The following is a 24,997-nucleotide window of genomic DNA, read 5'->3' as shown; positions in this document are numbered from 1 at the left end:
CCCTGTATTTGTGCGGCACTCAGATCACTCTCGGCTTCTGAAAGCTTCTTCTGCAAAGAATCTATCGCGGTATTAATGACCTGTATATCTCTGGTGTTGTCTATCACGTCGAGGTTTGACCATACGTAACCAACCAGGGCCCCGACACACTTCATCGAGGCTCTCCTACAAGAGGTCAAGGATGTATATGCAATGATTTTACTACCCACTAGTCTAATTGCTTTATAGGTCCTTTGCCCTCGCATTTCATCCAGCTTCGTGCGGATATCCCCGATTCCCGTTTTTAGCTCTATGTAAGATTTGCCTTGAAGTTCCTGTATCTGTTCATATATGTCTTGGCGTCGGGACTCAACAATTCCACACGTCGAAGAGTATGGCCCAGAACCGAATGATATTTCGACTCCACGATCACCATCAACGTTGAGGGATAAGAGGCAGCTTGGGGACTGGGCGCTCGCCGTATCTGAGTGAGCGAGTGCTCCTAATAGAGCAATGTATAGCAATCTCATCTTTTTTCTCCAATAGTTTTAATAAGAGATAAACAATGGTTGCATGAGTTCCCAAAATCTTTTTATGCATCGAAGCACGATTTGTAGTAACTCACTCTTGATCTGATCGTTGTCTATTGCGCTAAAGCTACCGGTCACTTTGAATTAAAGCCGAGTTCTGCCCCTAGGGTCCCGTCACAGTAATTGGTGCCACGAAGGCCGAGTCACCCGGATAGTCCAACTGGCGATCTGAGGCGCACGGTTTTTTTTCAGAGTCCAACTTTATGGTGCTATCACGAGACCAGTATGTGCAGGATAACTGCGAGAGAGCACTCGCTTGAAAATCATCCTGGACGTCCTCAACCATGACGTTCCGATATTGATAAAAGTAAGGCATGATTTTCCATTCGTCCAAAGACGGACCTTCGATATGCAAATAGGCTACGCTGAGGCATGGTGTTTTATTGGCGCTGCAATCCTGGTGTGTAAACGTTTGCGAGTAGGTAATGGATGACGCGTAGGCGCCCTCACCGCCCACCAGTGTATCTCCCTGTTCGGGGCGTTGGTTGCCGTCGTCCGGTATGACCGAAATCCAGCGATCAGTTGCCGGCGGCTGGACGAAGAAGCCGATCTGACCAAGACCTTCCGCTTGAATCTCAGCCAGAATATAATTTTGCGAAAGAGGAGGTGGCAACGGTATGCGGATCAGCATTTGTAAAACCGCGAGAAATGCTACCCCACCCAAACCACAAGCCATAATATCCAGCATTGATAATCCAATTGCGGGCTCGGTCCGGCTTCGCCGGCGGTCAACTAGTTCGAGAAGCGCCTGTTCAAAAATCCCCTGTTCGGCGGAAAGCACCTCATTGCGCCGCGCGGCAGCTTTCTTCGGTCTCTTGCGTGACCAGCGACCGAATATCATTTCAAACTCCACTTTTCAGAAGTACCGCCGTCGTAGGAAAGCGTGCCATGGTCAGTCAAGATTTCATAGATAATGGGCTCAAGGGGAACAGAGTAGTGCACTGCGCGGATGACAAAGGCTTCACCCGACGGGCATTCCTCAAATTTCAGAACCACCGTTTGCACCGAAGCATTATCGCGCGGACCTAAGCGCAGCCAATGTTCTGGGCGCCCTCGATCCGTCAGCGCATAGGCTTCTCCAAGCACAACCGCTTCGGCATCCGGATCGTCCAATCGCAGCTGACATTGGGCCGGATGTTCGATGCGAAAGAGTTTCGGTGGCGCCGGAGCTGGCGCACCAGCAAGCGCCGGAGTGACCTCCACCGTGCTGGCAGTAATCGCGTCAGAAACCTTCGGGGCATTAGCACCTGAATGCGGCAGCGTTGTCAGAATAAGAAACAACAGCGCGCTACCACCCAGAGCGCAGGCCAGCACATCGAGGAAAGACAGCGATGCATCTGGCGACCCTTTCACTTAGTGACCTGCTGTGGTTCCGGCAACGGCATTTTTCGTACCACGCGCCGTTCACATGATCGCCGGTATGCATGGCCGAATATGACGAACGCAGTGGCGGCAAGCGCTAAAAGAGTGGTGTCGAAAGCAACTCCCAGCTGCCCTGTCACGAGACTGATTGCACTTAGCTGCGCTTCCACGCCCTGCGTGGACGCCTCAACCACTCCACCAGCACTATCCATTGATGCCGCAATGCCGATTACAGTACCGATAAAGCCAACTGTGGGAAGCACATACTTTGTCAAGTCAATAGGAAAGCTGGCGTCGTCGTCCAACTCCTCATTAATCGCGTTTTTGGTCGAGCGTTCGATGAGTGTTTTGCCTAAACGCTGATCATCCGACGACAAGCTATTCACAACCGCTTGAAGGCGGGCCCGCACGAAGCGGTGAAGATGTGCGTCATCTGGCGTCTGCGAATCAATATCCCGAGAAAACGCACGACGCTGACCAAGGGCAAGGCAGGCTGCGAAAAAACTAGCGAGAAGTAGCCACTGCAGCGGACCCCAAATCAGCGCCTTGGCTCGATAAATACCGTCCAAACTGTCCCGCAAGTGCGACAGCTGCGCCAGCAACACCTCACGTGCGTATGGGTTTTGGTCAAAGCTGGCCACAAGCTGTGCATTACAAGTTTCTTCGATTCCGACGCTCATTCCTTCTTTAATCGGCTTGAGCGTGGTTCCTTGCTCTAACGACTTCAGCAACTCTCGTGGCGAACTCGGGGCGCCATCAAGGCCAATTAAACCGCCAAGGTCGCGAACCCAGTCCATTCCATAAGCCTGTCGGACTTTTTTCGTCGCTTGGTGGCCGTAGTCCATCAGATCACAATCTCGAATACTGTTATCTTTCACGCTCGGCAACTCTTGGGCAATAAACTCATCGCATGACTTAGGCTTTCCATCCCCCAAGCTCGGAATTTCGTTGGAGCTGCTGGCAACCGTGAGCCACTGCACTTTAAAAACATCCAGACCGCTGGAACAGATGTTGTTAGTGTTGCCCTTAAAAGAACGCTCTCGTACAACCGCCTCAAGTAGCTTAAGCTCATCTTTTTGTTCCAGCTCGGACGCTTTATCGAGGTCGACGAGATAGGCTGCCAAGAAAGCTTTCCGGTTCACCTCGTGCGTTTTAGTTGTGTTTACGTATCCGCCATTGGTTCCACTGGTCCGGATAGCGTTAAATATTGGGAAAAGCCAAGTGCCATCAGTCGCAAGACCGGCTTTTGTAAAAACCCTATTCGTTACAGTGGCAGTTCCTATCGTCATTTCAGCAGCCGCCATTAGCACTAGGTTGGCAAGCACCATAAACGCTACGGCAAACAGGATACCCTGCCAGCAAAGCCGAAGCGCTTGCGCCTTACTCCACCAGGTGGATGGGAACCGTTCGTCTTCAGCAACACGGTTGGGCCGGTGGCTGAATAGCAGCCGCTTCTGCTGATCTGTGCTTTCTTGGCTATTTTTATCGCCCCCAGGGCTGATCGTCCACGCGATATCCCATCGTGAAGACCAGTAAACGAGCATTAAACCGGCCGCCAGCACAACAATAATCACTAGCAAAGCAATACCAATCATAATTTTGTTCCATTAATTGCAGCGCTTGTACAAGCTCCCGACTGGATCGGCTGCGAAACCGTAGGTCTTGAAGACGTCGTGATGGATTAAGGACAGCATCAGTGCCATTTTCTCGCTCACGCCCTGAGCCCGGAGTGTCTCCTCGTAAGGCCGAAGGTGGCTTCCTTGATCAGCCCAAAAATCATTTACGCACCCCATATTCAGGTGACGCGGCTCAAAATGCCGAGGTTTACCGTTTTCATCAATTTGTATGTTGCGTGGCGAGAACAGAATGAACTCCCCCTCTTTTTCCAAGCCGTTCACCGCAATCCGCCCGTTAGCAGATAGATCAATGACAATATTTGTTAGCTCGCTCATCCCATCAAGATGAGCGGAATTCTGAACCAGTGAGTCCAAGAGTTTCAGTAACATGGCCGGATCCACGTCTGTTAACGACGCGGCGCTAAAGCGTTTCGGCCAATGCACGGGTGCGGCCCAGGCTTGTGACTTGGTCGCCAGCAGCGCCGTTGGTCGGTTATCACGGGTTCCATCCAGTCCGAATGCAACTGGCTTGCCATTGGTCCGCTGCCCCACAGCAAGGTACGCGCAGGGAGCGCTTAGTGACGATCCAATTTCCTGTGCTGGATCCTGCGGCGGACACACCCGGTCCAAAACGTCCGGAAGGTCTTTTTGGAGGGCACTTAAGTTCTGTATGAGGTTATCGGTCGTATCCCCGCTGCCGTCGTTTTTATTGAGGTCAACGAGTGCCATATAAGTCAGTGGTTTCGTTGCGCCGCGCGTTTGGGCCAGTATGTGTGTCGGAGTCGACGGGCCGCCTTTTTTGGTGATAACGAGCAATACCCACTTGGCGGATCTGCCGATTGGCTTCTGCTCGACCATGCTGTCGTTGTAGAGCTGCGCCTCAGCCGCGCTCGGCAGGAGTCGGCGCGCAAACTCACCGGAATCGTTGTCCTGCAGCCAACGGCCGGCACCATTCAGTTTGTTGGATTGGCCTGTTGCATCAAGAACCTCATTCGGCTTGATCCCGAAATATTCATCGCCGGTACGCACCACCAAGAGGTTTTCCCCTTTTCGAGCCTTGTGCGCGTATGGCTTGCTATTGAGATCGGAGAGTGTACTAGCCTCATATTGACCAGCCCACAACTGGCCGCCGTCCTTGACGAAAGCGTACGCCCGTTTATCCCCCCTGGCGGCACCGACGAGCAGGTCGTAGTATTTGTAACTGGAATTGTAGTGCACATCATAGTGCTTGGCCGTCCTGGCCGAGTAACCAGCTTGCTGCGCCATTGAGCCGCCTCGGCCATCGACGAAAGCAGGCTCCCAACGGATGCGTTTTTCGCACCACAACTTGAATCCAATTTTGAACGGCTTGCAATATTCGACCGGCACCATGCGCCAGGCGCGCTGGTAATTCCCGGGCGGATCTGTCGGCTTTTCGGGCCGCTTGCTATCGGCCTCTTGCCCTTGGCTTTCACCACCGCTGCCGGTCCTCGACCCCGAATAGCCCTCTGGCGCGCCATTGGCTATGGTGGCAAGGGACGAGGGGACGTGGAAGGTCAGTCCCATATCCATAAGCAAACTGAGGACGTATTCCGGCGTCAGTGACGCAAAGCTTGGTAGCGCAAACCCGATGTCGAGGCTGCCGGCCCCCTCGAACTTCACCTTCATGCCAATGCCTACCGAGCTCGCGCTTGCATCCATGCTAAATGTTGGCTTAACAGGGCCGACCTCAAGCTCGGCTTTGGTGCCCGCCGTCACATCACCCATCTCCTCCTCAACCACGACTTTGAACGTTACTGCGGATTTATCCAGCGGGATTCGCAAACCGGCATCAAAATGTCCACCTAAGTTACGTTGCAACTCCACCTTCATCATAGCGATGTCGGCGCCGAAGAGGCCGCCCTCGCCGGAGCCTGCAAGGAAAGGATTTGGTTTGAGGTCCTGGATTCGCAGTTCTCCTTGCAACTTCACTATGTCGGCCAACATCGGGCTGGTACCAATAGTGTGTTCGAATAAGCGCTCCGGGAGACTGATTGTCGTTCGAGTTCCTGCAACACCAAGCAGTCGCAGCACCATAAGATTGCCTGTAATCTCAAGCTTTTGCTCCTCAATCCCCAAGCTGCCTCGACCATCAACGCGCACCAGATGATTCGTGGCTGCGCCCGGCGTGACAGTTACAGCGCCCAACAAAGACAGCTCTTTGTTCTCTGGGTTGTAGGTGATGCCGAGGTTGCCTAGGGAGAGAACAGTTGTGTCGAACCAGCCAGGAATGCGCAGGCCAATAGGCCCTCTAAACTTCAACCGGTTGGGGCTGACGGAAAAGCCTGCCTGGAGCGCCAAGCCGATAGGTGTATCTGCTTTGCCTTCCAGATAAAGCGTGAGGCCATCGGTACTGTCATAGAACGGTGCTACAGGCCTAACAGCATCAATACCGAACAATTTGAGGAATTGGGCAGCGGCCAGTTGCTTGAGGTCCGGCGGTACTATACGAAGGCCGGTTTCGATGTCGATGAACATCTGCACGTCGACTCGCCCGATACCTTTGGCGAGATCCACTGCCACCTGAAACTCCAGCCCCTTGACCTCGCGTTTCTCGCAATACTCGGACGGTGCCCCGACAATGCGCGCATCGGGCAGGATCTCAGGCTGCTCTCTCAAGATGTAGTCGCGAATCTCATGACAGATTGCCTTGTACATCACCGGACTCAATTCGCCCAGCTCCACCTGCACACCGTCTGTGCTGATCTGGGTGTTGACCGGGACCGCGAATGGGAACGCAGCCGGCTGATACTGCAGGCTAACCTCAATTTTGTCAGCACGCGCTACAAGTCGCTGCAGGGAAAGCCCCGATTCGGTATCGCGAAGCCTTTCGGTCAGCACTGTTTCGAGGGATGGGTTGGTTCGGAACTTGTGCCAATTCAAATCGACGAGGCTAGCCAGATTAAAATTACCAGCCTCTACCTTATCAAGCAGCGCTTCGTCGCGCAGGCGGTCTATATTCAGCGTCACGCCACCAATTATATCTACATCTTTGCCAAACAGACTGAGCTGTGCTTCCAAGCCCAGCGTTTTGGGCAGACACTGGGCACCGAGTTCGCTGGGACGACGGATCGTGAACGGCGCCCCCGCAATTACCGTTAACTCGATTGTGTTACCTCCATCAAACAATATGTCGATCGCACGACATATGCGCGCTTCAGCCTCGCGTAGCTCTGCCAGGAGCGGGGCAGCTTGGGCTTTAGCCGCCTCCCGCAAGAGTTGTTTCTGCTCATTGTATGCAGCGTTCGCTGCATTGATCAGCGTCTTGGCCCGAGCCTTAAGTTCGGCCTCAACACGATCGCGAGCCGCCTGCTCAAGTTCTTTACCTCGCTTTTCCAGTAGATCCTTAATCAGCTCGGGATCAAGCACTGCATCAACCCCCTTGCAACCCTCTACCGCCGGCAACTCGTCGCCCAAAAGGTCTGCCGTCCGATCACGCATAGTGATGCACAATCGATTGGCCTGATGCTCGTATTGCTGAACTTCCTTCCAGTAAGGAAATGAATTGTTGAGTTCCCGCCGCCCTTGTTGTTTGAGGTTGTCACCGAACGCTTCTGCAATTTTCCGTGGCAGCTCGGAAGTGAGCTTCTGGGCCCGTTCGAATTGGGTATCATGCACGGCTGACTCTACACCTTTGACTTGCACTCTCAGCATGTCGCAGGCCGCTTGGGAGGCGCCCCTTAGAATTGAATCAATACCTGCGCGAGGGTTGCAGTCGAGGGGATTTAGCTGGAATTTTTCCTTCATGTACTTTTTCGCTTCAGCGACCACCGCCTGATTCAGTTCGACCTTTAGATCTGAGCAGTTACTGACTCCGCCAAGGCCAATCTCTCGGGATGCCTCAACGCATATCTTATTAATCTTCTTATTCACCTGTTCGCTGGCGATAGCACCAAGATCGAGGTTCAGGGCTTTTACGTAGACTTCTCTAAGCCCCCCGCAACCATCGATACGATCGCCTACAATCGATTCAAGTGCCTCGGCGCACACTCGCTTCGAATGGACCTCGTAATCAAATGTTGTTTGCTGCAGCGGCAGCAATTCGGCTGCCGAAGCGACACTCATCAAACTCGCCAACGCTTCTTCTTGTGTTGCGTCGGCAAAAGTCTCGCCAAAAGCCTGAATCACGGTCTGGGGCAGTGCCGCTACCTGAGCCCTGGCCTCAGCCAAATTATTCGACTCCAACTCATCTTCGATGAAAATCACTTGCTCTGTCAGCTTTCCACAAGCCGCATTGGCTGCATTTTGCAAGACTTCATGCATTTCATCGTTGGGCACGCAGGTCGGACGAAGCAGAGGAGTTGCGCCAATTGCGATATTTTTAACTATGTCCGCCGAAATAATGCGTAGGTCGAGATCAACGAAGGCTTTTTGGAACAGCGTTACTGGCTCCTCGCAGTCGCTTTCTCCGAACCAAGATAGCAACCCCTTAGTCGCTGCCTTACAGGCCTTTTTAAACGCTTCAAGCTCGCCTTCGTATGCTGCGTGCCAATCGAATGGTACAGCCGCGTTAAGACGTTCAATCGTCGCCGTCAACACTGCGTATTTGGCCTCGGCCAGTTTAATCTTTTCTTGCACCGCCTCCGCATTGCGCGGGTCGACACTGTCCATCAGCTGCTCAACATCAGCGCTGGGGAAAGGAGCCTCGCCCGGAATTCGCGGCACGATAGCAATCTGGTAAGAGGCCGATCGCGGCAGGTGTAGTGTCAGCCTCCTGCTCGCACGCTCGACGCGTATAAACGGCATTGGGGGACTCGCTGTCGGCAAGGCAATACTCAAGGCCGCCTTTAAATCTGCGGCGGTCTTCAAGACCTCTGCACTGGCAACACAATTGGTGCCGTCAGATTGACAATTAACACCCAGAATCTTGTCGCCCTTTCGCCCCCCCCAGGCTGGCGAGTTCAGCTGAAGGTAAAGTGCGCCTTCGCGCACCTCTACAGGAGGGACAAACGCTATCGTGTCACGCACGGTCAAGCCGACTGCGTCCACGGCACGGCCAATTGAACGGCTATAGTCATTCTGAGCACTTTGGAGCTTTGTCATCAGTTCTGACTGGGCACCAGTCAATGTATTGGCAAGTTTTCTGCTCTCTTTGGTCGAAGCCTCGTCAGCCGGTCCATAAACGACACTAGGGCGAGGAATTAAAGCACTTAACGTACGCTCTAGATGCGGCCTCAATCCAGAGGTCAATACGATGTCCTCGCCATATAGCGAAGTCGTCGCAAGACTGACAAGAATACGCTCGCAGCCGAGCGGTGATTTCTCGCAGTTCACCTGAATTTCAGAAAGCGCGGCAAGCAATTCGGCTGATTTATTTTTGTCTTTAAGCGCCCTAACTAAGGGGGCTAAAATGTCGTCTGAATCTCGATTGATACCTGCGATCACCGCGGCCCATGCCGCAGTGACAGATAGTTCTACATCAACGCTAACAGACAATCGTATTCCGTGTGCCGCATCGAGCAGTTGCTGGGTTGTCAGTGGTCCCGGCGGTTTGTTGAGGCGGTCCCTGAATTTTTTTACCTCTTTGTTATATTCGCTGGCGTTTAGATGGGAGCCCAATACAAATATTTGCGAAATTTGGGTGCTAATGCGAGTTGCCGCCTCTTGAGGGGGGGCACACAAGGCATCAATCCCAGTCTCGACTCCGGAAGCAGTCTCTTGATGGGCTGCCCAACATTGAAACAGTGCGCCGCTTGCGCTGAATGCCCGCAATACCTCAACCACTAGCCCCTTCAGCTGCGCTTTTATGAGCTCGTTTGCCTCTTCCCAGTCTGTTAAGTTGAGTAACTCAAGCAATTCCGCTCTAACCTTCGCGTCCAGTCCGCTTAATCGTATTTTAGGAGGGGCAAGGTGGCCTTCTAGTCGTGTTTCAAGGTCAGCACGCAGCGCATCAAGCTCTGTTTCGTGGTTATCACGCGTCTTCTGCCACACCTTAAGCACCGTAGCCGCAGGGTCTGCCTCCAGCCCCAAAGCATAGGTTCGATATCGGTTCAGGGTGGCCTGCACATTGATAGGCTCAAGTTGTGTGTCGGATTCATATTGTCCCGAGTCCCTTAAGACAGCGGCTAGATTCAGGACGGACGCATCGAAAAGGTCTCGACGCGCCAGTGTTTCGCCAAGAAGGTTTCCGTTGTGTCCGTTCTTATCCTTTGCAGCACCGGCGGTGTTAGTGAACACCGAGGCCAACTCTTCCATGGCGTCCAAGTCGGCGGTCTGAACAAACAACAGCAGCTTGGCCGGTAGCAATGCGCGTGGCGTGCTCCAGTTGAGTGTGCCGGTACGATCCAAAGACCCGGTAAAAGCAGTAATCAGAGCCGGATGTCTCTTTGGGTGCGCATATAGTCGAAGCCGGAGGGGCTCTACCGAATCCAAACTTAGCGCAACAAAGACCATGTCCTCAGGCAGGTTAAGCGAGGATGGAACCGAGTCCGAGTGCTGGTAGACATGGTTCAATCCGGGCAGTGCTTTCAATACCGCACGCAACGACGCCTGGTGCACACTCCGCCGCCAATCCGACTCCGAGCTGTGTGTCAGGGATAGCGAAAACGATTCAGATGCACTGCTTCCTAAAGTCGACGCTGTGAAAGTGCCGAAAATTTGGAGCTCCTCATTATCAGGGTTCCAAACGACTCCAATGCCGTCCGCAGAAACAAAGGCATTGGCGCCGAGGTAGCCGAGCCACTCGCGCGGTCGTTCCGGGATACCGGGACGCTGCCAAACCCAATGCTGAATCTGATCCAGCTCCATAGGAACACGCCCTGGCCGGCAAAGCCGCTGGTTGTTGGACCGTTCGGAAATAGTCGAAAACGCACAATCGACCGGACCGATTTGCCGCGCACGTACGTTAATGACGTTTAGTTTCCAGTCATGATGCTCGAAGGCTGTGATCTTATTTTTATTCTCTGAACCGCGAACGAACGAAACCACAGCGGGCGTTTCCGATTCTGCAACATAGCATTGTGCGACGTCATCACCGCAGCCATCCCTCGTTAAGCGCACCTCAACCAGTTGGCTCATGGGCACGTTGTAGGTGCTGCTGTATTGCTCTACCGGGAAAACCTGTAGAGTGAGCCGCATAGCGCCACTTGGCGAGTTTTTCATCGAATCGGGAAGCACTAATTGGCAAGGGATAGTGTCGTGCTGCTGGTCATCCTCCGTAGCTTCTAGTTTTCTCTTACTACATTCTGTGGAGCTGCTCAGGCGTTGGTACAAGGTGTTGGCAGTCTCAGCCGCCCGCGTCTTAAGGTAAAGACCATACGCGGCCTTTTCTCCAAAATTTAAGTCCCTCAATCCATGATTTTCTGCCACTTCTGCAGCCGCGGATAACATAACCCAGGCCGTATCGAACTGTTTTCTTTGGTTAAGTAAGACAGCATGCAAGAACTCAACCTCGTCCCTGGTTCGGGATGTCGATTCCTTGAGCCATGTTCCGCAGCTTTCATAGTTCTGATCAGGCGGCTCCATTCCCGCATCGGCGGGATACGTGTGGTAGTCAAAAACGACAGTGCACGGGTTGTTTTTATCGGTAGATGAGCGGTTCTTTGCTCGCAGACTAACCTCCAGCTGAGCTTTTAAAGCTTTGTCGCCAAGCAGTCCGTCCACAAATACGCGATTCGCCTCGGAAAATGAATTCACCCTCGCCTCACCCAGCGCCAACCACGATTGCGCCGCTGGACTCAGTTGGGCAGTAGCCACAGCCAACTGCATTACTTGAGTTCGGATTGCACCACCTTGCATCGATGCTTTTTCCTCCGCCAAATACAGTTTTTTGGCGAAGAACCCTGTCAGGTGCGCCGTTCGCAATGCAAAAAAGAAGTCTCGGCGTAGATTACAACCTGTAAAACTTCTATCTTCGCGACTTTCCATTTTCAGACAAGTTTCATGGGTCGGAAGATCTATCAGCTTTTCTTCACCGCCCTCTGTCTGGTCATCGGTGGCCGGATCACGCGCCTGAATCAAGCAGCCGCTTTCCTCGTCCAAAGGCTCCCCATCCCCAAAGGGTGATGAGCATGCGCTTATTTCAAGCGCCGCCAGCTCGGATATAAGGTCTTTAGAATCAATCCACTGTGAGTAAGGAAGTAACGCACGCTGAAATGATATCAATCGCCGCGCTGCGTCAACACGAAATAGCCTTTCGGCTGGAGATATTTCGACATAGTCTTCATCAGCAGAATAGCGCACGTCCATGACTCGGCTAACGGCTAGGTACCAAAAGGTTGCCAGATTCAATAGCGATGTCTGCTCATGTAGGCAGGAAGCCCCGAGAACGGTTTGGCTGAGGTCACATCGAGATAAACTGGGTTTTAGCCGTAGCGTATTGGGACTGCTTAACCAACCCCTCTCGGGCAGGCTGTCGAGAAACTCAAACTCACATTTCTTGCCTCTCTCACCCGGCAAGCAAACTGCTGATTGTTGTTTAGCCTCACCCCCGCGCCGTGCATCGAGCCCGAATTGGTAATTTGCAGCCGACTTAGCTAGCTCGCCGGCAATAATTGCAATTCGATTATTGGCGAGGTCAATGTTCGCGCAAGGCGGAGGGTGGTCCCAGTGAACACCCTGTAATTCGTACTTGTCGACGATATGGCTCTGAACCTGCAACGGTAGTGGAGAATGTGGATCCATTTCACCCAACCACACTTTGCCGTCGTGGCCTTCGCAGGCCGGATCCTTAAGGGGCTCTTGCTCCTCGGGGGACCAAAACTGCAAAAATTGCACAAGCGTGGCGCCGTAGGCAGTCAGTTCAGCCGCCACCTCGGGCGCGATCGGTTTTCCCGCGCCTAACGAACCGTAGGTGCGGATAGGACTAGCCACCAATACCATCCATACGCACAACCAGACGATCGTTAAGCGCGCCTTTCGGAGAATGAGTCGCCAACATAGACGATCTGCGATCGTCTCTATCGTATTGGTAGTACCATTATCGTTTAAACTGGCAAGAATGTTTGACATAAGCACCCTTCCCTGCGAACTTCCCTCTTATAACCTAATCAGATACTCTCGCTTCACAAAACTTAATATCCCAAGCCTCTCTACAGTCGTCGAAAAGTCGTACCAACACGCGCAAAAGTCGGCGCCATTTTTGACTTGATCTATTGCCTTACATCTCAAAACCCTGGCCAGTGATCAATGTTATCGAGTACCCAAATTGTGGTTCACCACACTTTAACAATGCTTGTATTATTTTTTGGCTTAAACCTCTCTATTCAACACTCATAGCCTATAAATTGATTTCCTACAAGCCAGACCTGAATGAAAGTAAAAATAAAATTATCAATATTGCGTTAAACACCTGATGTAATGCTTCCGGCTTACTAAAATTGCACAGCCTGATCTCGTCTCAAATAATCATGAGAACGAACTATAGTTTTAGCATCCATAAAATCCGGGAACCCCAATTTACCTATTCAGACTACCCGACAGATCTCGTTAGGCGGAGCCCCCGCCTTTATCGGCGCAAACTGTGCCGCGAAATGACCCAAAGTAATCATTCAAGATTGGCATGCTCCCTTCAGATACACTGCCCATGATTGGGTCACTGATGGATCGCCAAGTTCGGGTTCTCGTAAGCAACCAACACGTTTGAATGCCGGTATTTATGATCCATAGTGCTCCCTAAAAACTTGTTCAGGGCCGGCCAAAAACCCGCCCCCCTTTCCTAAGTCTTTTATACGATAGAAAAGTCAAATACATGCTCATCAGCTGCTTTCAACAAAAAATCTATCAGTTTTTTTGATGTTTTCATAAAATCCTTAAAAACTACATTTTTTAACAATATTTACAAATCTACCCTATCTCCGAAATCGATTTTCGACAGTCATGATTAACGTCTATTCCATGTGTCGAGGTCAGACGCACGCGCATTTTGATCAATGTCGAGTGCCGACACACCTAAAACTAATTTTATTAATAGTGCTATTTTTCAGTGATATATAAAAAATAGACGAGAAGTGAAAGCCTAACAATTAGCAACAAGGATATTGTTTTCGCCGTCCTATTTCGACGCCAAACAGCCAAATTTCAACCCCTGTTTCGTTACAAATCCTCACCTAACGTTACGATGCTCGCAGGTTCGCATATGAGGCAAATTCAGGGTATTGCCTACTTGAACTAAGCCTGTTTATTCTAAAAAAACAAATTACAGAAAATTGAAACGGGTTCATTTTCTTTACGTTATAGCCTCATACTTAAATCGGAATAATCGAATAATGCCTCAGCAATTTGAAAAGCCTACCAATCCAATGTTTAACGCCACCACCACTTGTAAAGCACACATTCGGTGGCAGACCGGGCAAACGCCGCTCTCCAAAAGCGACCATTTTTTTCTACAGGTTTCAGATATTGAACCAGGCCTATTGGACATCAGGTTCGACGAGGAGGAAAAACAACTTCTCATTCCCATGTTCAAAGGTGATGGCCTCCCACTTGTTGATCTGATGCTTATTGGCCAGGACGGACAATTCTCGGAACTGGTTCAGGGCTCCGCCGGCTACTCCAGAATTACAGGTGATGGAAAAGGGCGAATATTCTGCCTCGACTACGCCAGTGGGTACACGTTATGGAGAGCAACAGGCCGTACCGTCATCGTCTGTTGGAAACCTGAATGGTTGCGAACCATCACTAAGATGTTTCCCTATCATCCGGATGATTGTATCGCTGTGAGTTCGACCACCTACACACAATCCGGCTTTGCCAACACCTCGTGGACTCGATCTACTTCCACCTCAATAAACTACGCTATGGCCACCTTGATGCCATTTTACATGTCGAAATTGACCAAGAGCTTCCATGATCTGGGGGTTGAGGACATAGAAAAGATCCTGTCTCTTTCACCGATTTCCAAAATTCCCGTCTTTCGCGCTCATGAACTGGATTACATCGAGCTATCTGGAACTCGAAAGCATTGGCTGAAAGAGCTTTCAGATACCCACGACCCACAACATGCCGCATCTCTCGCGCTGACCATCGCTCGTCGGTTATTACCTGAGGTGCCGGTCAAAATGAGCGTGAGCGAGCTCCAGAACCTTATAGAGGATTCTATGGAAAACCCTGTTATACATCCGCAGACGATGGATAACATCTGGGAGCTGCTTTCTCGACAATTGAACCTTCGCCGTGAAAAGGCACTGATGCCCGTAAGCTTGCCTCAAACAGTAGCCACCTCGCATCGACTAGAAATATGCTCATCCGGACTCCCTACCATCCAAGACCCTGAGTGGCAGGGTGTCATAGTTGCTCAGGCACCAATGGGAGCTGGCAAAACGCAGAGGGTCGGGCGTCCTTTGGCTGAATGGGCTACAGCAAGAGGTCTCCCGTTTATGGCAATTTGCCATCGGGTCAGCCTAGCTACCGAACTCGCGGAGCGTCTCGCCCTAAACAGTTACAACGATCAGCCACCCATTAACCCCAGCCAGGGTCTTGCCATATGCCTGCCATCCATAACCAAATTGGAATTCGCTTCTTTCGTTGATAAAAACCGTGTGCTATTCATTGATGAGATTTCGCAAGTACTTAGATTTTTCGCCGCTGGAAAGTATTGCAGCAGCTCTCAGGCAAGAAACAGTCAGGTTTATGAACACCTAAAAAACCTTGTGACGAATGCACAATGCGTGGTCGTTGCCGATGCGCATATTGATACAAGAACCATTAACTTTTTGGAAACATGCCGCCCTGGTGAGAGTTTTCGAATCATTAAGGTCCCCGAACCAGAGGATGCTGGTATCCAAGGTGTTTACTATTTGGGCCAAGATGCTGTGGGATACATAGCCCAGCGAGGGCTGGCAGAACTCAGTTCCGGCGGAAAAATCTGTGTTGCGGCAGAGGCGGTAACCTCTGTGAAGGAACTGGAGGAGATTTTTACCCAGAAGGGTTATCGGACCCTCGCAGTCTACTCGGACAATAAAGGCGGGGAACCACAGAATCGACTTCTGGCGAATGCGGAGGTGGAAAGCCGTTATTATGACGTTGTTATCGCTTCACCTGTCATCAGCTCGGGTATATCAATTCAGCATCAAGACGTTCCGGAGGAACAACGTTTCACCCTAGGGCTCTACGTTGGTGGTGGATATGCGCATACGCCGGTAGACGCGTTTCAGCAGCTGAGGCGAGTCCGTTATCTAAACAACTTCGTTGTCGGGCTCAGACAGCTCGGAAAAAAGGATATAGGAGCATTGGACTTCAGAGCTCAGATTCAAGCTGTAGAAATGGCAGCAAACCTAGAGAACCACAATCAGCAGATTACATCGTTCGATCATTTCGTGGCGGATATACAGGCAGAGGCAGAACACACGAAAAATGACTTTGCAGCGGGCCTTCTTTGGCAACTCGACGCCGCGGGATGGAATCTGGTGCCGAGCTCACATCGGCCGAGCGAATCATTCATTGATGCTCAAGCCTCGGCTGCAGCACACCTACAGAAACGATATGTTAATGCACTGATCTCAGCTCCGGTTTTAGATGACATTGAAATCGTAGAACTTCGGCGCCTCCGCAACCGCACAGAGGCACAAAATCTCATGTTAGAGGCCCACGCTTTGCGAATGAGTTTCGGCATAGGTGATGCTCCTCTTACCCGTGAGCTAGTCAGTTTCTGGGACCATGGCCGGGGGATTAAAAAGTTGGATCTATTCGATGCCTTCAGGGGAATCGTTCCTAAAAACACTCGGCAGAAAAATTCAGCTATTCACAGCGAATATCCGTTGGCAACGGCCAAAATACTCAGATGGCTGTTTGCAGGCATCGACATTGGACGACCCTACCGAGACGATACAGCAATCATCGTGGCAGACCGAATTTTCGAGCAATCAAACCTGCTCAATTTCCTCGGTGTCGCGCCTGCGTTAACGAAGAAAAGCGGCCAACCCGTACGCCTGATGAACAAGGTGCTAAAAAATATTGGCCTTGCCGTCAAGGAGGCGGATAAACGCAGAGTTGAGTGCTTTGAGAGAGAGTTGACAAAAAAAAGTGGCACGGGAAACCCCGCCAAGCGCTTTTATGCTGTGACGTTCGATAGTTACCAAAAACTGAAGCATTTAGCCGACCAGCGCAACTATCGTCGCGAGGTGACTAAAATGGTCGAGACAGATTTAACATATCGTGAACATAGCCAGCGGGAATTGCACTAACCTCTTGGAAACAAGTGGCAAAGCTCTTCCCTGGCCACAGAAATGGGTTGGAGGCGCCTCTTGGCCATGTGACCTCAACCGTAATGCACAACGGCCCTCAGTGTGGCACATTGGGGGTTATAAATTAAGAGCATATGTCCTACCTGCCACACCTAGCACCGAAACCATAAAGTTTGCTCTTGGCCGGGGAAAGGATACGCCTCCGACCGACGCATTAGGCTATCAGAGCTCCGCAACTCCTGAAAACCAAGCAAGCTTTCCCCGGCCATGGGAACAAAGTTTCACCAAGCTGCTCGGTGTGGCAGGTTGGGGGTAATATACTAAGAAACAACGGTCTATCTGCCACACCTGAAGCGAAGAATATAACTTGTAGTTACCAGCAAATGCCGAGGCTCGCCCAAGCGACGGAACTTGCAGGCCGAGACATGCTTCCTCATGGCCGGGAAAGACTCTAATCTATATCACCCCACATACCCTCAAACTTCGAGTGGGAATGATTCCGCGAGTAGTTCTCGGCGACACTGCTATTCCCGAGTCGGGCAGAGGTTCAAATCCTACTGTCCCGACCAATTCCCTATAAGGAAATCAGTCAAGTTATGGTGGCTGATTTTTTATGTCTCAAGATTGTCCCACTTTTTCATTCTTGACCACCACTCCCTAGACAACACCGGCAATTCTGCGTCGTGTCGGGTCTTTCAGGATGGAGGATTAACCCCACACAACAACCCAGCTCTTAAGCTTTTCCAGATGGCAACCCTTCCAGAGTATCGATTGGAATGGACCAGCGGTGTCGATCGTATGTTGTTGGTCTCGGTCGGGACTGGTCGAGTTGAGAATTTGAGCAACACCATTGATGCAAACGGAACCGGTATATGGCGCACCGCAGGAGCAGCCCCAGGTTGGTTGATGGCCGGAGCTTCCGCAGAGAATGATCTAATGTGCCGGATGCTTGGAGAGTGCAGGTTTGGGCCAAAAATTGACAATGAAGTCGGCTGCGTCACGAGTAACCGGCGCTATGGAAAGCTCTTTAGTTACGTCAGGTACGACACCTTGTTAACTGAGGATTCCCTGAAACAAGCAGGCACGACTTTAGGACTCTCGTCGATGAAAATGGACAAGGTAGAAGCGATACCCGACTTCGTTCGTCTCGGAAAAACTGTAGCTGCACAGGTCAACTGCGCTACTCATTTAACGGGATTCTTGTAATAAAAGATGTGTTGATCAAGCGGTCCACTACACCATCAAAAATCATTGACTCTGTTCGACTGGAGATAACACCGCCGATATTTAAAAAAACTACTGAAAAACGGATACGGAAGCATTAATGCTTGGCTTGACCGTACTAGTAGAATTCGTGGCCTTTTGCTGCACAAAAATCCCGCTCAGCAGCGATTTTCAAGCCGCTGCCAAATCTTCAATGGCCTTAAGCCCATCGTTAACGTCGATTATTTTCCGCTCGACTCCTGCAATCAGTTCAGTTGCCTTTTCTCGATCAATACGGCCATTAACCACCAAGTACTGGACCCCAGTAATGACTTGCTGGAATTTCTCCTCAAAAGCGGCATCATCGGCTAGCGCTGCCCTGATCTGCTTAATACGCGCTTCGAGTTCTTGGATTGAGTGAACACGATACACGTCTGCCTTTCCACCGCTGCGCACTAGCTTACTGATGGCGTATCCCACACCGGCACCCACGGCTACCGAACCAACAATCCAGCCGACAGGCGTTGTAGTTATAAAAACGCCACCCATAATCGAAGCTAAAGTCGAGGAGCCTGCGAATGTCGCTGCACCGGCAGCACCTGCGGCGGCTCCAGAAAGCGCCGCACCCGCAGCAGCCCCCATACCCGTAGCACCGAGCTCACCCAAAATGCCAATGCGATCCCTGGGGCTGGCTTTCATTTTCTCCAGCGCATCTACGTATTGTTTCTCTGTCAGTGGCTTCATCTTTGCTTAGTTGGGCTCCGAGGAAAGTGCTTTGAAGATGGCAGCAAAAAGCTCAAAAAACTTTTGAGCAATCAGAATAGCTTCTTGAGCTATGCCTATTGCACCATTTTCAGAATAGTTCCGGCGATCCATTCGTGCCCCGGCTACCGCACCAACGCCAGCGCCTAATACCGCAACAAGGGGCGCAAGAATTGGCCCAAGTATCGGTATCAGCGAGACCAATACGCCTGCACCGGCCCCGAGTGCGATGCCGATCGCTAAATGCGAATTCTCACGCGCGAAACGAGCTAACTCCATGAGAATTATTTTCCCGATTCGATACAACTTGCCACCGACCACGCATGTTTTCTCCCAGAGCCCCCGAAGCCGAAGGGTTACCTCGGGCGGCAATCCTGCGTTCAAAAAAGTAGCATCGCGTTCAGCGCCACTAAAATCTTCTACTCTCGATTCAAGGAGAATAAGTTCCAAGCGGGCTTCGGGCACCGTCATTTCCATTACGTTACTCCCTCTCAAACAACATGACCGGCGAAAGATTTAATACGGTAACAATACCCTAGAGAATAGCCGAAGTTGTTGCCGAAAGAGACCGCAATTGAATGCCATTGGCACCGCTACTGATCTTTCTATTCCCGACCATGGTCGAGTGCCTCCTTCATCTACGAGGTAGTCCGGAACCACTGAACCACTGCAACCTTTCAGAAACTGATGAAACACACATTGCGGCAGCTCGTAGTAATAGTTGATTGACACTTTTCAGGCACTCCGATACCCAACGACGAACTCAAATGGTGGCTGTGACCTGCCCTTCTCTTCGTTATACTGTGGTTCTTACACGCTAAAAGTGTCAGAGCCGGAATCTTATAAATTCAGTTCCTGCAGCGAAGCGCAACCCTTTTAGCAGAATATGCGTCAGAAACCGCCTTAGGAACTCCTGTGAGTACACTCTCGGTACACTGCAGGTACACTGGGAGTACACAAACAGGCGTTGAAGCCCTTGGGATGCGGTGAAATCATAAAAAAGCTCTGAGACTGGGAGGGTTGAGTACACTCCCGGTACACTGCGAGTACACTACAGGTACGCTCAGTTTTTCTCGGCGAAGCGGCTGGCACCAATTACGGTGAGGCAAGAACGTTTCAGCCTCATCCCGAACATGTTCGCGACAATTCGCCCCCGAAACCCTTGCGTTGACGCCAAGATAGCCGTAAAATTTTGAGTGTTAAGTTGCAATGCAGCTGTGAGGTAGCTGGCCTCACTTTAAACAAACAGCTTTCTACTACAGCAAGCACCTCGCTCTGCTCCCCGAATATCGGCCACACGGCCTCATCTAATCGCCTAAGGGCGCCCACTAGTAAAGTACGACTCCCAACCGCTTCGGCAACCATAAATTGAGCTTTCCTGCCCGTTGAGGCGTCATCGAAATGCTGTTCTCCAGGCCATTAGCAACGTCTATGCGTTCGCGACTTCTATGAGATCCTGGAATAGCGTTTTTGGCCCTCATGTCTCACTTCGGTCGAGGCCGAGTATCGCAAGCTCTCCCCCACCGCGGTGTCACCGCGACTACGAAATTGGTTCTATCCAAGTAGCCTCCACAGAGACGTTTTGCATGAAATGTTTCGAAGAAGGCGTGGTTGAGCCATCCACAGCCTATTTTTGCCAAGCAGAAATTGGACGAAATACGACGAAAGCCAGATTCACCCGATCGTAGCACTCCCACCTTTGCCCGACAGGGCACCCAATAATTTCGTGTGACAGGCACCGCAAAGGGCAGCGGTGACGGGGACACCCCGTTAAGCCGGAGCTATCAAGCGCGTTGTAAAACGTTGTTTGACGGCATGCGACTGACTCTCGCCATAGCACCAACGTTTCACACTTGATAACTCACAAATGCCCATCGCAGCGCGGCCTGCCGGATGTATACAACCACATCAAACAACCGCTTCCCTATGGGTCTGCGAGCGCCCTCCAACACTTTATGACTTGCGAAAAATTTAACATTACAGGATTCAGTTAGGGGAAAACCATGAGTAAAAACTTTGGCTTAGGCAGTAGGAGCATGAAAAAGGCCGGTATTTTTGCTTTAAAAAATGCCGAAATGATTGGTGCAATATCGTTTCAGACCTCAGCAGATCAAGGCCAACGGTGGGGTCAATTCTGCAAGTTTGCAGCTGAGCATGGCGTACGGCAAATGGAGCATGTTGATACCGCACTCGTCATTGAATATGGGAGACAGCTTGCCGCGCAGGTCCGGAGCAATCTCAACCGCCCAACGGGAGAAACTCACCCAGATACAGCGCTGCCATCGATCGGTGCGTCAACCGCTCAGAACCGAGTGAGTGCGGTGAACAGCGTACTGACCCTGGCTACACAGGGCCAGTGGGTACCTGTTAGCCCGACCTGCCAATCTGAATGTGGTATCACAAAGCGGATTCACGTGCGCAAAACCCCACCGACCGGCCTCAATCGCGAACACCTGCAACGGGCGTCGTCGGCACTGGACGCCCGAGGCCAAGCGATCATATGCCTTGCTCGGGAACTGGGCGTGCGCAGCAAAGAGGCAAGCTTGCTGGATGCTGTGTCTGCGTTGAATGAGGCAGTAAAAACTGGAGAAGTCACTATCGAGCGAGGCACTAAGGGCGGGAGATCGCGGAGATTCACGGTCAGTTCAGACAGGCACCTTACGGCATTACAACAAGCAGCCGATGTTCAGGGATCTTCACGGGCAGTGATGCCCCCGGAAGAAGATTGGAAATCTTGGCGAGAGACTGGCCTTCGCCATATCCGCGAGACCCTGAAGAAATTCGGCATACGAGGCATTCACGAGCTGCGAAGTGCTTACGCATGTGAACGATACGAACAGCTTACTGGCTTTCGCGCTCCGGTATTAGGCGGCAACGCGCCCCGGGACGTTGATCAGAGGGCCCGCCAGCAGATCTCAGCCGAACTCGGCCACAGTCGTATCGATATCACCAATGCGTATCTCGGAGGGCAACGCTAATGGCTTTTATTCATCGGGAGCTTCGACACAAGCTTCATCTCTATGCCCGCAAAGGAGGTAAAAAATCACGCCGGAGGCAAATCGAGCGGATTGAGATTTTTGTCGAATGGTGCCGCCGTCCGGCTGAGCAAATCGGTCGCCGGCAAGTCCATGAGTTTTTCCAGGCTCATGATTTTGCACCAACCACTGCGCGCGATTATTACTATGCCATCTGCCAGTTGTGGACCCTGCTGGGCCGCGAGGGAAAACCGCCTTCACCGCCCTTTCTTGGAGAGTGAGCCCCCCTTTAGGCCGTTAGGCGATCTTTTTCACCTTGCCGGCCCGCAGAGTCGTCAGTAGCTGAATTGACTGGATCAGCGTTTATCGCCAAACAATGTTTCAACGGCTTCAACGATGTCATGCTTATATGAGCGTTCGCTGACCGGATAAGTAGTGGAAGGGATTTCGGCAAGTCTCCTGGCAAAATATCCTCCGATGGACAGCCAAGCTTGCCTTTCGCCCAAGACAATTACTCGCTCGAATTCCTGTTGTTCCAGCTCATCAAACAAATCCGTTGACCGATCACGAATTTCATTAATCAACGGTTCATATGACGTCCCGGTTGCTATCACAGGCAACACAATCAACGTGTCTGCGTTGTGGCAAACCCCACCAGCGTAGCAGAAATCTACACCCATCAATTGTCCCGCATCCGGAAGTCTGCCCGCGTCTTTGAGTTGACGCAGCATTACTTCGTGATGAGTCCGCAGCATCGACATCACAGAGACAGATGAGTGTGCCTTTTCCATTAGCGCAGCGAGAAAAATTGTTATTGCGTCAATTTGTTGAGGATTTGATCGGTAGCAAGTGGGGTGCCCTTCTTTATCTACACGATCACCGTTGTAACATGGCAAATCGATCCAGTGGGTGTGACCGATAAAATTCATAAGTTTTATCCTGTTGTCTATTGGTTTACAACAATCAGGATACATATCTCAGCCCCCTAGGAATTTCGTCAAATTATCGAAAAATTGCAATTGGAGCCAGATCAACGAAAAAAAGCATCCAAAATACAAAGCCCTGGCCAAGTCTAGGGCTGCGTAATAACGGGCTCGCGTCATGTAACGTCAATTAGAGAAAGCCAATGGCCACGGACGGAAATGCCGATTACCACCGCTCTTGGGCAGACTTCAGCGTGGGCGATTTATGCAATGGGCTGCCGGCTCAGGTTGACCGAATTGGGATGCAAGATCATTATGCAACTGCGTGAAACAAATCATATTCGGCCTCCTCAACATCATTCTCAACTCAACCTGTTCCGTTGACTCCTGCACTGCAGGGCATTGCGCCAAAGCCTCTCAACGCGCAATATTAGGTAGCTAAGGCTGGCACTATCCCCCGTAAATGCACAACAGTTGAAAGGGCAAGATTATTCTCTGACCGGCTGGGATCCATGGTTTTCGCGAACCAGAGCTTATCAAACTAAAAAAAGGCGAAAACATCCGGTGGAAAGTCTATGTTCGCGAGGGTTGACGACAATTCAATAACGAGATCCTAAGGAGATTCGAGCCAGAATGATCGACGAATTGAAAAAATAGTGGCGGGTATTAAGAGCACACACTCCGGCGAGAGAATTAAATACGTGGTGCAGAGTAGACAATGATTACAAAGGTCATCAGCGGTGGCCAGACAGGGGCAGACAGAGCCGCTCTCGATGCAGCTATTGAGGCTTCAGTTCCGATTAGTGGAAGTTGTCCTGCTGGTAAGAAGGCCGAAGATGGCGAGACTCCTGATCATTATGGCCTTCAAGAAATAAGCGGTGGGTATCGGCAGCGCACTCGGAAAAATGTCGCAGATTCGGACGGCACAGCCATTTTCTACGATGCCTTTCTTTCTGGCGGTACCGAATTGACCCTGCAATTCTGTATCCGACTCAATAAACCCTACAAGCTAATTGATATTTCGTTGATCGATGCGGAAAAAGCGGCAGCTGTGTTGGTTGAGTTCACTGATAAATTTAACGTAACGACCCTGAACGTAGCGGGCCCGCGAGCCAGCAATCACCCGGGGATTTACGGCTTCGTAAAACAAGCAATTGGTAAAACGCTGATAGCATCTTCGAAGCCTGAATGGGGCCCCTGATAGTGCAGATGGTGATGCTCATCTTCCCAAAGAAGACGCGCCATCTAGGCCGTCAGAGGCTTCAGTGGGAATCTTGGATATCTCTGGCATTGTCAACCAATGAAACCAAGACTGGGCTTACCTGGGGGGGTGCCAGTTAAGTGGGTGCTCCGCAGAATCTGGACACGCGATGCGAATACGCATGCTCATCGATACCACATCACCAATCAAAGCAGCGAGGTGACCTATGAAGGAACCCATTCCTTACAATAATGAGTTCGTGGCGGCGGAATTAGCATTGCGAAAAGGCGGTTCAAATTTATGGTTTTCCGGTCTTTCTGAAGAATGGCAGGAGGTTTTGGTTACGAACACTGTTGAAACTTTTGACAGCTATCAGCTCACTATGGACGAGGCGGCCGGTAACATGATCCGAATTTACCAAGAGATAGTCGCTAAAAATCCGGTAGTTATGGATCAAAATCCATGGAAAGTGATTGTTCCTGGCGAATAGGCTTAGTTGGGATTTGCAACCAAACCGAAATTGAGAATCCGCGTAAACAAGATAGCAAACCTGAAACCCCATTCGCGGATGTCCGCTCCGGGTCCATTTGAGCAAAGATTTATGTCGAAAGAACGAGACGATGCGGAACGGGCTATTCTTAATGATCCCGAAAAAATGAAAAAAATCATGAACGATGTCGCTATACATCTTTTATCGAATCGGATGATAAAAGCTGGGCTGTCGCGGGATAACGTAAATCAAGTGTTGGCACGAACGCCGCTAGAGGAGATTAAGGAAATGAATTCCGAGGCGCTCGCCATGAAAGAGTGTCCGGGTTGCGGCAGTGGAATTTCACCAAACTACCTCGAAGAGGCCTACTTTGATTATCCGGCTTTCCGGTGCCAATACTGCAACACCAAGCTGAACGTTTCGGTAGATGATGAGTGTTTTGGTTATTTTCTCACTGAAGCAAAATAGTCGGGAAAGCTTAGGAAAAGCCACTCTTGTTGAGGCGCCATTTCTTTCGGATTGCTATCACAGTAAGACCACCGTTGTTTGTGATTTCTAGCTTCAATCCTCCTCTGGCAGCTGAGACCAATCCGTCGTGTACCTCTAAGAAAGACGCTGGCGCCGCATCCCATAACGGGCTTTACTCGTCTGCCGCTCCATACGAACCGTTGCCCGTGATTTTCGGTAAATCTCATCCATCCCTGTCATCAAACGTTCGGACCGTCCTTCGCTAATCCCGGCACGCCCACGTGCATCG

Annotated in this window: 14 protein-coding genes; 7 read left to right on the top strand and 7 right to left on the bottom strand. The window is 51.1% G+C overall.

Features of this window, described 5'->3' with window-relative positions; translation table 11 throughout:
• Window positions 1-672: 672 nt before the first annotated feature.
• The 4 genes from ACN0RL_RS14325 to ACN0RL_RS14310 are packed head-to-tail and all read right to left on the bottom strand — an operon-like array spanning window position 673 to window position 12,514.
• Window positions 673-1,410 carry a hypothetical protein gene (locus tag ACN0RL_RS14325; protein WP_417517941.1) on the bottom strand — a complete coding sequence of 246 codons (738 nt, stop codon included), beginning with the start codon at window positions 1,408-1,410 and terminating at the stop codon, window positions 673-675.
• Window positions 1,407-1,922, bottom strand: coding sequence for a hypothetical protein (locus ACN0RL_RS14320; RefSeq protein WP_417517939.1), 516 nt, complete (start codon window positions 1,920-1,922; stop codon window positions 1,407-1,409). The genes ACN0RL_RS14325 and ACN0RL_RS14320 overlap by 4 nt, the downstream gene beginning before the upstream one ends.
• Window positions 1,919-3,526 (bottom strand): MotA/TolQ/ExbB proton channel family protein, encoded by a 1,608-nt coding sequence (locus ACN0RL_RS14315; protein ID WP_417517937.1) that lies wholly within the window; start codon window positions 3,524-3,526, stop codon window positions 1,919-1,921. The genes ACN0RL_RS14320 and ACN0RL_RS14315 overlap by 4 nt, the downstream gene beginning before the upstream one ends.
• A gap of 12 nt (window positions 3,527-3,538) precedes the next feature.
• Window positions 3,539-12,514, bottom strand: a complete 8,976-nt coding sequence (locus ACN0RL_RS14310) for a hypothetical protein (protein WP_417517935.1) — start codon at window positions 12,512-12,514, stop codon at window positions 3,539-3,541.
• 1,256 nt (window positions 12,515-13,770) lie between these two features.
• Between ACN0RL_RS14310 and ACN0RL_RS14305 the strand changes: the two genes are divergently transcribed.
• The gene (locus tag ACN0RL_RS14305; protein ID WP_417517933.1) at window positions 13,771-16,686 is read left to right on the top strand and encodes a plasmid replication protein, CyRepA1 family; all 2,916 of its coding nucleotides are present in this window, start codon (window positions 13,771-13,773) and stop codon (window positions 16,684-16,686) included.
• A 771-nt stretch (window positions 16,687-17,457) separates the two neighbouring features.
• Window positions 17,458-17,892, top strand: coding sequence for a hypothetical protein (locus tag ACN0RL_RS14300; protein ID WP_417517931.1), 435 nt, complete (start codon window positions 17,458-17,460; stop codon window positions 17,890-17,892).
• 189 nt (window positions 17,893-18,081) lie between these two features.
• On the opposite strand, the gene ACN0RL_RS14295 is transcribed toward ACN0RL_RS14300, so the two are convergent.
• Both ACN0RL_RS14295 and ACN0RL_RS14290 read right to left on the bottom strand, forming a co-directional pair.
• Complete coding sequence (locus ACN0RL_RS14295; RefSeq protein WP_417517929.1) at window positions 18,082-18,633, bottom strand: hypothetical protein; 552 nt, start codon at window positions 18,631-18,633, stop codon at window positions 18,082-18,084.
• 6 nt (window positions 18,634-18,639) lie between these two features.
• The gene (locus ACN0RL_RS14290) at window positions 18,640-19,128 is read right to left on the bottom strand and encodes a hypothetical protein (protein ID WP_417517927.1); all 489 of its coding nucleotides are present in this window, start codon (window positions 19,126-19,128) and stop codon (window positions 18,640-18,642) included.
• Between the two features lie 1,844 nt (window positions 19,129-20,972).
• On the opposite strand from ACN0RL_RS14290, the gene ACN0RL_RS14285 reads away from it, so the two are divergent.
• Together ACN0RL_RS14285 and ACN0RL_RS14280 are read left to right on the top strand one after the other, a co-directional pair.
• Window positions 20,973-21,629: an integrase domain-containing protein gene (locus ACN0RL_RS14285; RefSeq protein WP_417517925.1), complete on the top strand. Its 657-nt coding sequence runs from the start codon at window positions 20,973-20,975 to the stop codon at window positions 21,627-21,629.
• Window positions 21,629-21,907 (top strand): hypothetical protein, encoded by a 279-nt coding sequence (locus tag ACN0RL_RS14280; RefSeq protein ID WP_417517923.1) that lies wholly within the window; start codon window positions 21,629-21,631, stop codon window positions 21,905-21,907. Before ACN0RL_RS14285 ends, ACN0RL_RS14280 begins: the two co-directional genes overlap by 1 nt.
• A 75-nt stretch (window positions 21,908-21,982) precedes the next feature.
• Here ACN0RL_RS14280 and ACN0RL_RS14275 read toward each other — a convergent pair whose 3' ends face one another.
• Window positions 21,983-22,555 carry a hypothetical protein gene (locus ACN0RL_RS14275; protein WP_417517921.1) on the bottom strand — a complete coding sequence of 191 codons (573 nt, stop codon included), beginning with the start codon at window positions 22,553-22,555 and terminating at the stop codon, window positions 21,983-21,985.
• 712 nt (window positions 22,556-23,267) lie between these two features.
• Here ACN0RL_RS14275 and ACN0RL_RS14270 point away from each other — a divergent pair.
• The 3 genes from ACN0RL_RS14270 (at window position 23,268) to ACN0RL_RS14260 (ending at window position 24,708) form a co-directional block, all read left to right on the top strand.
• Window positions 23,268-23,750: a putative molybdenum carrier protein gene (locus tag ACN0RL_RS14270; RefSeq protein WP_417517919.1), complete on the top strand. Its 483-nt coding sequence runs from the start codon at window positions 23,268-23,270 to the stop codon at window positions 23,748-23,750.
• Between the two features lie 226 nt (window positions 23,751-23,976).
• Window positions 23,977-24,240: a hypothetical protein gene (locus tag ACN0RL_RS14265; protein WP_417517917.1), complete on the top strand. Its 264-nt coding sequence runs from the start codon at window positions 23,977-23,979 to the stop codon at window positions 24,238-24,240.
• Between the two features lie 6 nt (window positions 24,241-24,246).
• Entirely contained in the window at window positions 24,247-24,708 is a 462-nt protein-coding gene (locus tag ACN0RL_RS14260; protein WP_417517915.1) for a hypothetical protein, read from the top strand.
• Window positions 24,709-24,997 lie beyond the last annotated feature (289 nt).

The organism is Marinobacter sp. (assembly GCF_048259445.1).
GTDB lineage: Bacteria > Pseudomonadota > Gammaproteobacteria > Pseudomonadales > Oleiphilaceae > Marinobacter.
The sequence above is the reverse complement of the archived record's forward strand: the minus strand, read 5'-3'. Positions and strand labels throughout refer to the sequence as shown.

Excerpts from the sequence above, each read along its gene's own strand:
- ACN0RL_RS14325 (WP_417517941.1), bottom strand. The coding sequence starts at position 1,410 with ATGATATTCGGTCGCTGGTCACGCAAGAGACCGAAGAAAGCTGCCGCG.
- ACN0RL_RS14315 (WP_417517937.1), bottom strand. The coding sequence starts at position 3,526 with ATGATTGGTATTGCTTTGCTAGTGATTATTGTTGTGCTGGCGGCCGGT.
- ACN0RL_RS14310 (WP_417517935.1), bottom strand. The coding sequence starts at position 12,514 with ATGTCAAACATTCTTGCCAGTTTAAACGATAATGGTACTACCAATACG.
- ACN0RL_RS14305 (WP_417517933.1), top strand. The coding sequence starts at position 13,771 with ATGCCTCAGCAATTTGAAAAGCCTACCAATCCAATGTTTAACGCCACC.
- ACN0RL_RS14295 (WP_417517929.1), bottom strand. The coding sequence starts at position 18,633 with ATGAAGCCACTGACAGAGAAACAATACGTAGATGCGCTGGAGAAAATG.
- ACN0RL_RS14290 (WP_417517927.1), bottom strand. The coding sequence starts at position 19,128 with ATGGAAATGACGGTGCCCGAAGCCCGCTTGGAACTTATTCTCCTTGAA.
- ACN0RL_RS14280 (WP_417517923.1), top strand. The coding sequence starts at position 21,629 with ATGGCTTTTATTCATCGGGAGCTTCGACACAAGCTTCATCTCTATGCC.
- ACN0RL_RS14275 (WP_417517921.1), bottom strand. The coding sequence starts at position 22,555 with ATGAATTTTATCGGTCACACCCACTGGATCGATTTGCCATGTTACAAC.
- ACN0RL_RS14270 (WP_417517919.1), top strand. The coding sequence starts at position 23,268 with ATGATTACAAAGGTCATCAGCGGTGGCCAGACAGGGGCAGACAGAGCC.
- ACN0RL_RS14265 (WP_417517917.1), top strand. The coding sequence starts at position 23,977 with ATGAAGGAACCCATTCCTTACAATAATGAGTTCGTGGCGGCGGAATTA.